Annotated in this window: 13 protein-coding genes and 1 tRNA gene; 9 read left to right on the forward strand and 5 right to left on the reverse strand. The window is 63.5% G+C overall.

All coding sequences use genetic code 11. The features are described 5' to 3' along the window. Positions 1-7: 7 nt before the first annotated feature. The 3 genes from ACSMXN_RS17140 (at position 8) to ACSMXN_RS17150 (ending at position 3218) form a co-directional block, all read left to right on the forward strand. On the forward strand, positions 8-286 hold the full coding sequence (locus ACSMXN_RS17140; protein ID WP_022914688.1) for a hypothetical protein: 279 nt from the start codon (positions 8-10) through the stop codon (positions 284-286). A gap of 571 nt (positions 287-857) precedes the next feature. Continuing rightward, positions 858-1682 (forward strand): GAF and ANTAR domain-containing protein, encoded by an 825-nt coding sequence (locus tag ACSMXN_RS17145; protein WP_022914686.1) that lies wholly within the window; start codon positions 858-860, stop codon positions 1680-1682. Positions 1683-2219: 537 nt separating this feature from the next. Continuing rightward, positions 2220-3218 carry a YihY/virulence factor BrkB family protein gene (locus ACSMXN_RS17150; protein WP_196811391.1) on the forward strand — a complete coding sequence of 333 codons (999 nt, stop codon included), beginning with the start codon at positions 2220-2222 and terminating at the stop codon, positions 3216-3218. Positions 3219-3328: 110 nt separating this feature from the next. On the opposite strand, the gene ACSMXN_RS17155 is transcribed toward ACSMXN_RS17150, so the two are convergent. From ACSMXN_RS17155 to ACSMXN_RS17165, 3 genes are all read right to left on the reverse strand, one after another. After that, positions 3329-4663: a chloride channel protein gene (locus tag ACSMXN_RS17155; RefSeq protein WP_035944389.1), complete on the reverse strand. Its 1335-nt coding sequence runs from the start codon at positions 4661-4663 to the stop codon at positions 3329-3331. A 231-nt stretch (positions 4664-4894) separates the two neighbouring features. Further along, the gene (locus tag ACSMXN_RS17160) at positions 4895-5290 is read right to left on the reverse strand and encodes a VOC family protein (RefSeq protein ID WP_022914683.1); all 396 of its coding nucleotides are present in this window, start codon (positions 5288-5290) and stop codon (positions 4895-4897) included. A 73-nt stretch (positions 5291-5363) separates the two neighbouring features. After that, a complete protein-coding gene (locus ACSMXN_RS17165; RefSeq protein WP_455407607.1) occupies positions 5364-5837 on the reverse strand; it encodes a MarR family winged helix-turn-helix transcriptional regulator in 474 nt (157 codons plus the stop codon). Positions 5838-5981: 144 nt separating this feature from the next. Between ACSMXN_RS17165 and ACSMXN_RS17170 the strand changes: the two genes are divergently transcribed. The 3 genes from ACSMXN_RS17170 (at position 5982) to ACSMXN_RS17180 (ending at position 7932) form a co-directional block, all read left to right on the forward strand. Then, positions 5982-6716, forward strand: a complete 735-nt coding sequence (locus ACSMXN_RS17170; RefSeq protein ID WP_455407608.1) for a GAF and ANTAR domain-containing protein — start codon at positions 5982-5984, stop codon at positions 6714-6716. 417 nt (positions 6717-7133) lie between these two features. Beyond that, positions 7134-7529, forward strand: coding sequence for a DUF4234 domain-containing protein (locus ACSMXN_RS17175; RefSeq protein WP_022913028.1), 396 nt, complete (start codon positions 7134-7136; stop codon positions 7527-7529). 55 nt (positions 7530-7584) lie between these two features. Next, a complete protein-coding gene (locus ACSMXN_RS17180; RefSeq protein WP_022913029.1) occupies positions 7585-7932 on the forward strand; it encodes a hypothetical protein in 348 nt (115 codons plus the stop codon). A gap of 7 nt (positions 7933-7939) precedes the next feature. Here the strand turns inward: ACSMXN_RS17180 and ACSMXN_RS17185 are convergent, their stop codons facing one another. Together ACSMXN_RS17185 and ACSMXN_RS17190 are read right to left on the reverse strand one after the other, a co-directional pair. After that, entirely contained in the window at positions 7940-8323 is a 384-nt protein-coding gene (locus ACSMXN_RS17185; RefSeq protein WP_027139372.1) for a hypothetical protein, read from the reverse strand. A gap of 531 nt (positions 8324-8854) precedes the next feature. After that, a tRNA-Asn gene (locus ACSMXN_RS17190) sits at positions 8855-8927 on the reverse strand. 148 nt (positions 8928-9075) lie between these two features. Between ACSMXN_RS17190 and ACSMXN_RS17195 the strand changes: the two genes are divergently transcribed. From ACSMXN_RS17195 to ACSMXN_RS17205, 3 genes are read left to right on the forward strand one after another with little or no spacing between them, the layout of a single operon-like run. Further along, a complete protein-coding gene (locus tag ACSMXN_RS17195; RefSeq protein WP_022913031.1) occupies positions 9076-9354 on the forward strand; it encodes a hypothetical protein in 279 nt (92 codons plus the stop codon). A gap of 57 nt (positions 9355-9411) precedes the next feature. Beyond that, positions 9412-12066, forward strand: a complete 2655-nt coding sequence (locus ACSMXN_RS17200; protein WP_196811253.1) for a circularly permuted type 2 ATP-grasp protein — start codon at positions 9412-9414, stop codon at positions 12064-12066. Next, complete coding sequence (locus tag ACSMXN_RS17205; RefSeq protein WP_022913033.1) at positions 12063-12941, forward strand: transglutaminase-like domain-containing protein; 879 nt, start codon at positions 12063-12065, stop codon at positions 12939-12941. Before ACSMXN_RS17200 ends, ACSMXN_RS17205 begins: the two co-directional genes overlap by 4 nt. Positions 12942-12958: the final 17 nt, after the last annotated feature.

The following is a 12958-nucleotide window of genomic DNA, read 5'->3' on the forward strand; positions in this document are numbered from 1 at the left end:
TGGGCTCATGGGTGCCTACGTCACGATGGATGGCCTGCCCGCCACGTTGTTGTTCGTCGGGGTCAGTGCTGCTGAGTTCGCGCCGGTCGTCGCCAAGTGGATGGAACACGGGAAGATCCTCACCGTCGGCGCCACCGAACGCACGCAGACCAAGGGCTTTCAGATCTTGGTGAACTTTGGCTCCGCGCCGATTATCACGATCAAGGACTCGCCCACCAGAGACGACCCGAAAAGGATCTTCGAGGTTCATGTCAATCTCGATACCTTGCTGGAGGAACTGGACTAGCGAGCCAACTCTGCCGACGTCGCTGGAAGCCGTCCAGCAGAACACGATCAGACGGACGGCGTTCGACGCTGCGCAGTCGAAGCTGAGCCGCTGTGACGTAGCCGATAAAAGCGCGTCAGGCCCTGGAGCTTTCCGCTAACTTCGGCACAACGGCCCGGGCATTCGGTGAGTGCCCGGGCCGAACCATGTGCGATTTTCGTTAGCTATCGGCGCGCTTCCCCGTATATCGGTACTAAGTGTTCGAAAGTATCCAGATGCCCAGCAAACGATCACGCGTCTGCACGAGATGCGGCCGCGACATCGCCGAGATACGAATGACCAACGACGCGAACCCCATCATCGTGCAGCGGCACGCCGACCGCGCGGCGACCGGACCTGACCCTGTGAACGCACGTTGCCAACGCGAACCCGTGGCCACTTAGCCTTCTCGGACTGCATTGTGCGGCCCGATATCTCGGCCGAAGGCGGTGTAACCGGAAATCCGGGCCGCACAATGCGGTGTGGGCAACACGCCATCCTGGTTAGCATCGGAGCGAAGAGGCAGTTGATCGACTGAGTGGTTGGGGGCCTCATGGGTGACGATGTTGCTGACGATGTTGCTGACGATGTTGCTGACGATGTTGCTGACGATGTTGCTGACGATGTGGCTGACGGCCTAGTTGACGGTGTTCCCGGTGGCGATGATGTAGCTGCCGATTTCGCGGTCCTGGCGCGGCTCTTGCAGGCCGAGGACACGCTGCAGCACACCCTGGAAGTCATGTGCAAGCTGGCAGTGCACGTGATCGAAGGCGCCGAACATGCCGGCATCACCGTCGTCCGCCGCGGCGAGTTCGTGACACCTGCCGCGAGCGATGACGTACCCCCGCTGGTCGATCTGATCCAGTACGAGACCGGACAAGGACCCTGTGTCGACGCGATCATCGACCACGAGACCTACATGTCCGAGGACCTGAGCACCGACCTTCGGTGGCCCGCGTTCAGCAGCCGGATGAGCGCGGAGACTGACATCCGCAGCATGCTCGCGTACCGGCTGTTCGTGCGGGAGGACACCTTGGGCGCTCTGAACCTCTATTCGGGCAAGACCGGGGCCTTTCCTGATGACATTCGACCACTCGGAGCGATCTTCGCCGCGCACGCCGCAATCGCGATGGAGGCAGTGATCGACCGCGACCGCGCTGCCCAGCTGGAACTGGCCCTTGCCAGCAATCGTCGGATCGGCGCCGCCGTCGGCATCCTGATGAGCCGACACGCCATGACCGAAGACGACGCCTTCGACTGGCTACGAACCGCCAGTCAGGGCAGCCACCGCGAGCTACATGACATCGCTGAAGACGTGCTGCTGACCGGAGATCTCGAATACCCCCGACCGAACCGGCGAGCTCCGCGGCCAGAGTAGCGGTGGGAACGCCAGAGCAGAACCACTGCGGCTGGCCGTCGCACCTATCAGATCTGCGCAATATGGTCGGGCGCTTGACTTCACCCACTACCCGTGACTTAGGTTGTAACCGCAGACAGTTGAACCACCATTGGCTAAGCCATCAGCCATCCCAAGGCACGTAACTCACTGGGCTGGCGAGCGTCGGTTCTCAAACTTTCGTTCGTGACCATACGTGCGACGCAATTTCGCGCTGTCACGGGCAAAACCTCTTGTTTTACAGCACATCGTGGCCTCGCCGGCACCTCGTCATGTCCCGCCACCCGGCCGGAACGGACACCGGAACCGGTGGAGACAGTGCCGCGAACACCTGAGAGCACCCACGCCTACCGGCCCACTAGCGACGATCGACCCGCAGCCACGGCCACCGACACCGACACCGACACCGACACCGACACCGACACCGAGACGCAAACGGAGACGACCGTGGAACACCATCCCGACGGCAGCCAGCGAACTCGCAGCCACAACGTCGCCGATCGCTCCGGCGGTGCGACCGTGACCGCGCCGAAGCAGGCGCCCGACAAGCCCAGCGAAATATCGTCCGCCGGCTGGCGGGCCATCCTGACGCGGGCCCTGCAACAGTTCAAGCACGACAACATCACCGACCGCGCCGCAGCGCTGACGTACTTCGGGGTGTTGGCGATCTTCCCGGGGCTGCTCGTGCTCGTATCGTTGCTCGGGCTGATGGGCCGTGCCACAACTCAAACGGTTCTCGAGAACGTTGACCAGTTAGCTCCCGGCAGCGTCAAGTCATTCCTCAATACCGTCGTCGAGCAGGCCCAGGGCAGGAGCGGCACCGCAGGTATCGCGGCGATCATCGGCATCGTGATCGCGGTCTGGTCCGCCTCCGGTTACATCGCCGCCTTCATGCGCGCCGCCAACCAGATCTACAACGTCGATGAAGGCCGACCAATTTGGAAAACCGCACCCGTTCGTCTTGCCGTCACCGTCGTCATCATGGTCATGCTCATCGCCAGCGCCCTTATGGTCGTCGTCACCGGATCGATCGCCACCCAGCTCGGTAAAGCCCTCGGGATTGGCCACACGGCCGTCCTCGTCTGGGACATAGCCAAATGGCCAGTCCTACTCGTTCTTGTCAGCGTGATGTTTTCGCTTCTCTATTGGGCATGCCCAAACGTGAAACAACCCGGCTTTCGCTGGATCACTCCCGGCGGCGTTCTTGCCGTCATCATATGGCTAATTGCCTCCGGAGCTTTCGCCCTCTACGTTTCATTCTCCGGTTCTTACGATAAAACCTATGGATCCCTGGCGACCGTCATCGTGTTCCTCGTCTGGCTTTGGATCACCAACATTGCCATTCTCCTCGGCGCCGAATTCAATGCTGAAGCCGAGCACCAGCGCGTCATCGAAGCCGGACTACCCGAAGATGTACAGCCCTTCGTCGAACTCCGGGACACCCGCAAACTCACCGACGACCAGAAAGATGAGATCGAGGAAGCCCAACGACATCGCGCACAACTCACCGACGACTGAACCGGCTGCGCAGGTTGCATCGTGGTGGTATCCGGAGATCTGCACGTTGGCTTGATTGGGCCAGTGCATGTTCGCTCATTGATGTCAGCGCGCGGAGAGTCGCTCGCCACCTAGTCAGGTGACTCGGGCGCCAGATGACCAGGTGCTCGTGTGGTGGCCGGGATCGGGGTGAACCGCGCTGAGACGACGTAAGCCACCACTACGGCCACGATCACAAGCGGCATGACTACCAGGCCGTCGGATGACAGCAGCAAGGTGGCCAGCAGCACTGAAGTCAACGGGAGCCTGAGCATCACTACGGTCATCGCACCGATGCCGATCGCGGCGCCAGATACGACCGGCAGGCCCGGTAGGTGGGACAGCGCGATGCCACCGGTTGCGCCGATGAACATGGCGGGGAAGGTTGGGCCGCCGCGGAAGCTGCTCAGTGACAGTCCGTAGGCGAGTCCCTTGCAGGCAAGCAGCAACAGTAACGCCCCCACGCCGTAGCTGGAATTGTTGGCAATGAGCGGGCCGAGGTCGGATTGGCCGGAGAACAGCACGTCGGCGGAACCTTTGTCGGTGATGGCGGCGTACGCGATCGCGAGACCCGCGATCGCCAGACCCGCCACCGGGGTGAGGAGCAGCAGTCGCCGCTCGACATGAGGCCGCAAGAACAGTCCGAGCCACTTGATCCCGATACCGACCGGGACGGCCAGTACGCCGATCACGACCGCCCAGCAGAACTCGCCGAGCGTGGGTGAGCCGACGTGGGGTAGCCCCGGAACCGCCAACGAAGAAGTGCCGAGACCGGTCCAGGCGTCCAGGCCGATGAAGATCAGTGATCCAACTCCGGCTGCCAGCAGGCCAGGTATCAACACCAGCGCCATCATCGGACCGCCGAGCCCGGACGCCTCCATCAGCAGAAACGCCCCGGTCAGCGGTGAGCCGAGCACTGTGCTGATTGACGCGAAGCTGCCCGCCGCGGCGACCACAGCCTGGGTTCTAGCCGGAGCATCCCGCTTGATGAGCCGAATCGCGAGTGCGCCTAGGCCGCCGCCGAGGGCGATCAGTGGCCCTTCAGGTCCTAGGACGACGCCGAGGCTCAAGGACGCGGCGGCCGCGAGGAGAACGCCAGGAAGCTCAATCGCCGACGGCGGGCCTTCGCCTGCTTTGAACCCGTCGGCTGGCGAGTGGCCACCGGTGCCTGGCAGATACCGGATCGTGAGACCGACCAGTACACCGGCCAGAAACAGCGGCAGAACGGGCCACCACAGGGGTTCGGCGTGGAAACCGAGACCCTTCGGGAGACTGGTAAATACCCAGCCCTGCAGCTTGCTGACCAGCGCAAGAAAGAAGTAGGCCGCAGCCGAGACGGGCGCCCCAATGACAGCGGCAAGCAACAGAAGCGCCACGTAGCTCCTGGACCGCAGCAACGCGGCCGGGTCGGGGGGCGACGCAGTCACTCGATCCTCCGTCTCGAGCCGGCGCCGGGCGTGCACGGTTGGCGGATGGGACCCGGGTGGCTCCGGCAGCTGGCCATCAGCCAGCATGCCGCCGCTCAGACGAACGAACCTCATCCCGCCTGAATGGTTCGTGTTGAAGCGGCTTTAGTGGTCGACCCGTATGTCCGTTTCGATCGCCAGCTCGGGCCGGTGCCGCGGCGCGCGCTTGAAATCGGCCGCCACGCGTAACCGTCAGCGGTCGGCGGGAGGCCATGCGGCCAGCGGTTTGCCGATTTCCCATTCGTGGCCGAAGGGATCATGGATTCGACCGACCAACCAGCCGTGTTCGTCCGTCACTGGGGACTTCTCGATTGCCCCTGCCTTGACCGCGCGGGCTTGCACAGTTGCGGGTTCGTCGACGATGAGCAACACTCGGCCGGTCGAAGCGCCGAGCGCGCGCGGTACGAGCCGCTCTGAACTCGCTCCGGCGGTGGCGATCCAGAACACAGCTTCACCGATCGCGAGCTGGGCAACGATGTCGTCCCCGTCCCCGACTACGTGCAGCGTCCTCGCGCCGAAAGCATCTGCGTAGAAGGTGAGCGCCGAGGAGCCGTCGTCGACCCATAACTCCGGCTGGATCGCGGTCATGTACTCAGTGTCCGCTCATCGAGTTGGAGACGCACTCAACTCGACGTCGATTCTCCGCGGTCGCGACCGGGGTTCACGGTTGGGTTCGCGGAGCTTCGGTGGGTGCGGCGTTTGGCAGGGCCTTGTTGCGTAGGTCGTCGGTGATGGTGTGCAGCGATGCGGTGACCTCGGCAAGGCGTGCCGGCGGGATGCTCTTGAAGGCGTTGCTGAGCCACTCGCTGGTCCTGGTCACGCGTTGCCGTCCCGAGGCGGTGAGTCGGATGATGAAGCGGCGCCGGTCGGATGGGTGTGGCTGCCGCTCGGCGATGCCGCTGCGTTCGAGCCGGTCGACGAGGGCGGTCATGCTCGACGTGTTCAAGGCCAGGAGAGCGCCCAGCTCGCCTTGTCCCATGGGGCCGCGGACGAAGAGGTAGCTGACGGCTTGCGACTCGGTGGTACCGACCCCGAGGTCGTCCGCGACGACGTGGCGGTAGTGCTCGGCGGCGAGGATGAGCTCGCGGAGCCCATCGGTGGCCTTCTTCAGCTCTTCCGGATTGTGACGCTCCATTCCGGCAAACTACCAGAACGCCCGTCGAGAAGCTCGATGATCGCTTGACTTGACGATCGAGCTGATTAGTGGTTCTCTCGGCATGCAGCGCAGCAAGACCGGTCTAGAAAAAGGCCGCACTCGTCATCCGGGAAACTTGAGGCGATGGGAATGAGAGACGAATTCGAAGCCGCGCGTACTTTCGCGAGGATCGCTCAGGAAATGTCGGCGGCGACCGACCTGAGCGCCGCAGGCCAGCGGATCGTCGAGTTGGCCAAGACAATCACCGGCTGCGACTCGGCCGCGCTGTGGACGCTGGAACCAGGCGACCAGATGCGGCTGAGGGCCGCAACAGACCCGGAGGCGGCCGAGCACACCAACGAAGTCGTGAGTGCTTCGCGGTCCGGCGTCGAATGGGACTGCCTGCACCTATCATCGGCCGTGCGAGTCGACGATCTTCGATCCGAACGCCGCTGGCCGAACTACTGCGCGGCGCAGCTCGGCTTAGGCATGCCCGCTTTGTCCATGACGGCGTTCCCGCTACTCACCGACGCGGGCGTCTACGCCCTCGTGCTTGGTTCCGCTCAGTCCGGGTTCTTCACCCACGAGCTGCTAACGATCGGGTCGATCCTGGCTGATCACGCCGGGCTCAGCCTCAGCGCCGCCTCGTCCGGCGAGAGGGCCGCGAACATGGAATTAGCACTCGGCTCGAACCGGCGCATCGGCATCGCCCTCGGCGTCATCATGTGTCAGGACCGCTGCACCGACGAGCAGGCCTTCGCCCTGCTGCGGAAGGCATCCCAGACCACACACCGCAAGCTCCGCGATGTCGCCGAAGAAGTCATCTTCACGGGTCTCGTTCCCGAACCCGCCTCCGCCGACGCCATCTCCGCGGCGTAAACCTGCGGTCCCATCTCGTCCAACACGCGGGTTTACCTCATCGCGGGTGCGTCGATTGTGTTCCTAAATCAACCCCGATCAAATCGGCCCGGGCCTGGAGTTCGAGCGCTCGCAGTAGAACGTTCTTGGTCTCGTCGTCGAAGCTCCGAGTAGCTCCTCCCATCCGTTACGGTCGCAGCCCCGATCGATAGTCCCGAACTGCGCCAGCTCAGTGATCACCTGCCACGCCGCATCGATCTCGACGTCTGATGCAGCCCTTCGCCCAAGGCTGCGGCGATGACGGCCCATATCGCGCGATGCGGCCGCGGAAGCCTGCCTCATGAACGGGACGCGGACCGCATTTTCGATCTTGCCTTTACGGCAACCTAACAACCTGTCATGCTGTCGTCGCCCATCTCCGACTAACGCAAGGCAGACATGACCGACTTCACGAGCCCCACCACCTCAGCGCCCCCTCGCCCGATCGGCAAGCAGCGCGGCGGAATCAACGTCGTCCTGCTCAGCATCATCACGCTGGGCATCTACTGGCTGGTGTACATCTTCAAGACCCACAGCGAGATCAAGAAGCACACCGGCATCGGTCTCGGCGGCCCGGTCGCGCTGATCATCGCGATCTTCGTTGGCTTTCTCAACCCGTTCCTACTCGGCAACGATGTCAAGGCAGCTCGTGTTCAAGCCGGAATGCCGGAGCGAGTCTCGGCATTGACCGGCTTTTGGAGCTGGATTCCGATCATCGGAATATTCATCTTCGCCAGCAAGCTGCAGAACGCCCTGAACGAGTACTGGACCGCCGAAGCCGCGACCCAGCGCTAGTCGTCTGCGTTGTTCGCACCGAACTGCGCCCTGAAGGCCGTCAAGCGGGAGTTCGGTGCGAACAACGGCGATAGCGTCCACGCCTGACACGCCAACGCCTGAACCGACTACTGAGATTCCAACGCCCGAGCCGACGCCCACCCCGACCCCGCCGCCTTATCCGAAGGGATACCCGAAGGTCGTCGCGGTCGAGACGTTGCCTGACCAGGTCAGAAGCTGGTACGAGATGGACAACACCAAGCAGGCCGTCGCCATTGCTGACGGAGTGTGGACGCCAATCGCTCCGGGCGCACCGATGCAGGACGCTCTAGCAACGGGAGTTCTCGACGGGTTTTGCGGCTCAATCAAGGCTTACGAACGGGTCTACCTCGCCGGCCAAGAGGCAAGCGGGACCTGCTGGTAGCCCGATCCTACTTCGAGTTGACCAACTGTTGCGCGCGCTGAAACGAGACATGCAGGGCGGTCCCGATGTCGCGCACAGGCACGTCGTGTTCGGCCAGTGCTCTGGCGAGAGACCGCTTATCCTCGCGCGCCTTGGCTAGCGCGGCCTCGGCGGCCTCCTCGGCAGCGTTGATTGCATCGAGCCACTCGGTCACCCGAATGTCCTCGATCGCTTCGATCTCGGTCCTGATCCCGAACGAGTCCTCGGGCACGTCCAGCGTGATCGCTATGAGCGACTTCGCCATGTCGTCAACCTCGGACAACCGGCGGGCTTGGGTGAGGCCGTCGATGTCGGGCACGCGCACCATCCACCACTTACCCTCGCGGGCCACCCGTACCGTGTAGGTTTCCACCCCGGTCACGCTCCCTTGCAGATCTTGATTAGCTTGCGCATCTTGTCCATCACTCCAGCTGACACCATGCGATGGCTGACAGGTAGCGGGAACTGGTGCTCACCGCACGGGCAGCGGTAGTTGGCGTGCCGTCCGTCGCTGCGCAGCTCGATCCAACCAGCGCTGGTCAGCTCCTTGATCGCTTTGCGTGTCTGCTCGTCGCTGGTCTAACTTTAGTCTATAGACCCTAGACACTTCTAGTCAAGGGGACCTAGACACTTTGTTGCCGTCGCGGTCCTCGCGCCACTCATTGCCGCACATTCGGCAGAGTCAGCCCCGTTCGGCTGTCATCGGGTCTCGTTGAAGCAACACCCGGCCGCCCTTCAGTGGGTGGCCATCGGGGCAGAATTTCGGCTTAGTCTCGGCCCCAAACCCTTCTGGGGTCCGCTCGATCTGCGCCATATTTCTGCACCGTACCCGTTACACCCGACTGCTATTTACTGACTAAATAGTGATTTGGGGGGCCCGCCACAGGCAGACCCCCCGCAAATGCTCCCCCATCTGGACTCGAACCAGAAACCCTTCGATTAACAGTCGAATGCTCTGCCAATTGAGCTATGGGGGATTACCGGCATTCCCGCCCGTCCGGGGACGCGTGGGGCAGCGCGTAGAAGGATAACTCATTCCCCGACTCCCCCGCGCAACCCCCTTACGGCGGTGGCAGACTGGCAGACGTACAGCGACTGGCAGACGCACAGAGAAAGGCGGCAGGCATGAAAGCCTCGTTCATCGTCGGTGGTCTTGTCGGTTATGTCCTTGGCGCCAGGGCGGGCCGGGAGCGCTACGAGCAACTGGTCGCAGTCGGCCGCCGTATCGCCGGCAGCCAGACCGTTCAAGCTACGGCTGGCGTCCTTCAGGCCCAGGCCAACGATATAGCGGGGCGAGCGCGCGGAAAGCTCGCTGGCAAAATTCCGTTGATCGGCCACCCGTCGGATTACTCGGCCAGTGCGACCAACTCAGGCGGCGCGAACGGTCACCGATATCGCGGCTGAGACGTCAACCTCGACCGACAAGGGGCGGCAGCGCGTCGTTTCCGTAGGATGCCCGGTGTGACGCGAGCAGAGCATTCGGGCCTGCCCGCAGACCTTCCCGGCGTGTGGGATGAAGCCTATTACGGGCCTCCGCGCGGCCAGGGCGAGCTACCTTTCGAGCCCACAGCGCCCCAAGCGGGTCGAACAAGCGACGGAAGCCGTGCGAAGCCGATGCGCGACGAGATGTTCGATGCGCAACGGCAACTTCGGCCATCGTGGCGGGGCGTCGGTGCGGCGCTGAACGACTTGGGTCCAGCGGGTCTGACTTCCAGGCAGACCACGATTACTCGCTTGCTCGAAGACGATGGCGTGAGCTACCGCGCTCACGGGGCAGCGATGCAGCCCGCCTGGAATCTCGATGTTCTTCCACTGGTCATCGACGAGGACGACTGGGCAGGGCTAGCGCCTTCGGTCATTCAACGCACGGAGCTACTCGACGAGGTTCTCAGCGATCTCTACGGTGCACGCCGCCTCATTCGTGAAGGGCTGCTGCCACCGGCAGTCGTGTTCGGTCACGAAGGCTTCATCCGCGATGCGGACCGGATTCGGATACCCGGACCGCGGCAACTCTTCCTCAGCTCCACCGATCTAGCCCGGGACTCCGACGGCAACTGGCGGGCACTCGCAGATCGGACGCAAGCACCCTCGGGCGCCGGTTTCGCGATGGAGAACCGGAGTGTGCTGTCCCGTGCCCTCCCCGGGCTCTATCGCGGCACCGGTGTGCATCGCATCGCCCCCTTCTTCCACACCCTGCGAAGAGCGCTACAAAACATCGCGCCCAAGCACGGCCAAGATGAACGGCACACACCGCGGGTCGTGCTGCTCAGCCCCGGTCCTGACAGCGAAACCGCCTTCGATCAAGCTTTCCTGTCATCTCTGCTGGGCTTGCCGCTGACCGTCGCCGCCGACCTGACCGTCCGCGACGGTCGCGTCTGGCAACGGTCGCTGCACCGACTGGAGCGGGTGGACGTGATCCTGCGCCGGGTCGACGGCATGTACTCAGACCCGCTGGAGCTACGGCCCGACTCCCAGCTGGGCGTGCCCGGGCTGGTCGAGGCGGCCCGGAACGGCTCCGTCTCGATCGTCAACTCCCTCGGCGCAGGGGTACTGGAGAATCCCGGGCTGTTTCCGTTCCTCCCGAAGATCTGCCAAGTGTTGCGTGGCGAATCGCTTCAGCTCGAATCGGCGCGGACCTGGTGGTGTGGGGATGCGGTGTCGCGTAGCCACGTGCTGGCCAATCTCGACCACCTGGTGCTCAAACCACTCGCGCGATCGGTCGGAAGCCGCACCCAAGCCGGCTGGCAGTTGCCCCAAGGCCGGCGCAACGAGCTCGCGGCTCAGATCGACGCCGAGCCATACAACTGGGTCGGTCAGGAACCGCTAGCGATGAGCACCGTGCCGACCTGGCAACCGGGCGGCCTCGATCCTCGGCCGTTCGTTCTTCGGACCTTCGCGGTCGCCGACGAAGGCTCGTACGAGCTCATGCCCGGTGGTCTCAGTCGCGCGCCGCTCAAGCGGGACTCACTGGTGATCTCGCACGCCTTAGGTGCGATCAGCAAAGACGTGTGGGTACTTAGCGCCTCGCCGCAGCAAGGTGACGAGTCACAGCGCGCTGGGCTGACCGGTCCTGAGACGGTATCGGCAGCCGTATCGCCGCGGGTGGGCGAAGACCTCTACTGGCTCGGCCGCTACACCGAGCGTGCCGAGAGCGTGAGCCGACTGATTCGCGTCGTCGACAATCGCTGGCGGGACCTGCACCCAGCTCCGAACGCGGCGTTGGCGCGATGTCTGGCCACGCTACTGCAGACACTGACCTCCGTAACAGGCACTTGGCCCGGGTTTGTCGGGGACGGCGCCGGCGCGAGATTGAGCGCGCCCGAAGCAGAGATTCGCTCGCTGATCGCTGATGATTCCCGGCCTGGGACTCTCGCGCACGATCTGAGCCGGATTCGCGGCCTGGCCAATGCCGTACGCGATCAGCTGTCGGCCGATACCTGGACGGTGCTGAGCGGGCTCGATCGCAGCCTGCTGCCCGTGACAGCGAGCGGCGGACTCTCGCAGTCCCTCGAGGCCACCTCCGCCGATCTAGCTCGGCTGCTGCAGGCGATGCTGGCGTTTTCGGGCCTGGTGGCCGAAAGCATGGTGCGAGACACCGGCTGGTACTTGCTCGATGCCGGCCGTCGCGTGGAGCGGGCGCTTCAAATCACCGGACTGCTTCGATACTCCCTGGTCGATCCGCACCCGGCGGCAGCCGAGAACCTCATCACCGAATCCGTCCTGATTGCAGCGGAAAGCATCATCACACATCGGCGGCGCTATCCCGCCCACGCCGGGGTCGACACCGTGCTCGAGCTCCTGCTCTGTGACACCGGCAACCCGCGAGCGCTGGCATTTCAACTGGACCGGCTCGAGGCCGACCTGGCCCAGACCTCTTCTGATCATCCAACTCCCCCGACTGCACCCGAGCTCGCTGCCGTCATCAGCAGAGCAAAATCGCGGCTCACCGGCGCAGATATAGCCACCCTCAGCAACTCGAGCCAGGCTACATCGCGGACGGAGCTCGCCGGGCTGCTCGACGGCGTGCTCGACGATCTGCATACCGCTCATCAACTCATCGAGGGCACGTACTTCACCAAACAGGGCCGACTGCAGCCACTGGACGGCAGCCTGTGACTCGCTATTCACTCGTTCACCGAACGAGCTACGCGTATCAGTCGCCGGTCGAACGCAGTTATGGCCGCGCCCATCTCAAACCCGGCGACGAAACTGGTCAACGCTGCCTGAACACCACGCTCGAAATCGTGCCGCCGCCATCAGACATTAGCGATCACGTCGATTACTTCGGCAATATCTCTACGTTCTACCTGGTGCGACGCCGACACACCAGCCTCACCGTCACGGCCCGCAGCGAGTTGGAAGTCAGCCGCGAAGCTCCTTCGACAGCCGTCCTGACTGCATTGGATGACTACAGCTGGGAGCAGCTGCGTGGTCAGCTACCAGAGCACCATGAGGTAGTCGAATACTGCCTGCCATCGACTCGAATCAAGCCCTCGACTGCAGTTTCTTCTTACGCCAAAGAGATTTTCACGCCGGGACGGGCGGCCGGCGAGGTCATCGCCGACCTTTGTCATCGCATCAACACCGACTTTCAATACCGTTCTGGATCGACGACCGTAGCGACCACAATCGAGCAGTTGCTGCGGCAACGAACCGGCGTCTGTCAGGATTTCGCCCACCTCGCAGTGGGTTGCCTGCGCTCGGTCGGGCTGGCAGCCCGCTATGTGAGCGGTTATCTCGAGACCTCACCGCCACCAGGGAGACCAAAACTGCAGGGCGCAGATGCCTCGCACGCGTGGGCGTCGGTATTCGTCCCGGAGCTCGGTTGGATCGACTTCGATCCGACCAACGACCAGTGGGTCGACGGCCGGTATCTGGTCGTCGCACGCGGCCGAGACTACGGTGATGTGCCGCCGTTGAAAGGCGTTATCGTCACCGATTCTGCCCGCTCGAATATGACAGTGAATGTCGACGTCACGAAACTGAGCTGAGCTGGGCGCCCAGACGA

It is taken from the genome of Parajatrophihabitans canadensis (assembly GCF_053764775.1).

Bases quoted from the DNA above. Each gene is read 5' to 3' on its own strand.
- ACSMXN_RS17145 (WP_022914686.1), top strand. From the start codon at position 858: ATGGGTGACGATGTTGCTGACGATGTTGCTGACGATGTTGCTGACGAT.
- ACSMXN_RS17195 (WP_022913031.1), top strand. From the start codon at position 9,076: ATGAAAGCCTCGTTCATCGTCGGTGGTCTTGTCGGTTATGTCCTTGGC.
- ACSMXN_RS17140 (WP_022914688.1), top strand. From the start codon at position 8: ATGGGTGCCTACGTCACGATGGATGGCCTGCCCGCCACGTTGTTGTTC.
- ACSMXN_RS17165 (WP_455407607.1), bottom strand. From the start codon at position 5,837: ATGGAGCGTCACAATCCGGAAGAGCTGAAGAAGGCCACCGATGGGCTC.
- ACSMXN_RS17175 (WP_022913028.1), top strand. From the start codon at position 7,134: ATGACCGACTTCACGAGCCCCACCACCTCAGCGCCCCCTCGCCCGATC.
- ACSMXN_RS17160 (WP_022914683.1), bottom strand. From the start codon at position 5,290: ATGACCGCGATCCAGCCGGAGTTATGGGTCGACGACGGCTCCTCGGCG.
- ACSMXN_RS17170 (WP_455407608.1), top strand. From the start codon at position 5,982: ATGGGAATGAGAGACGAATTCGAAGCCGCGCGTACTTTCGCGAGGATC.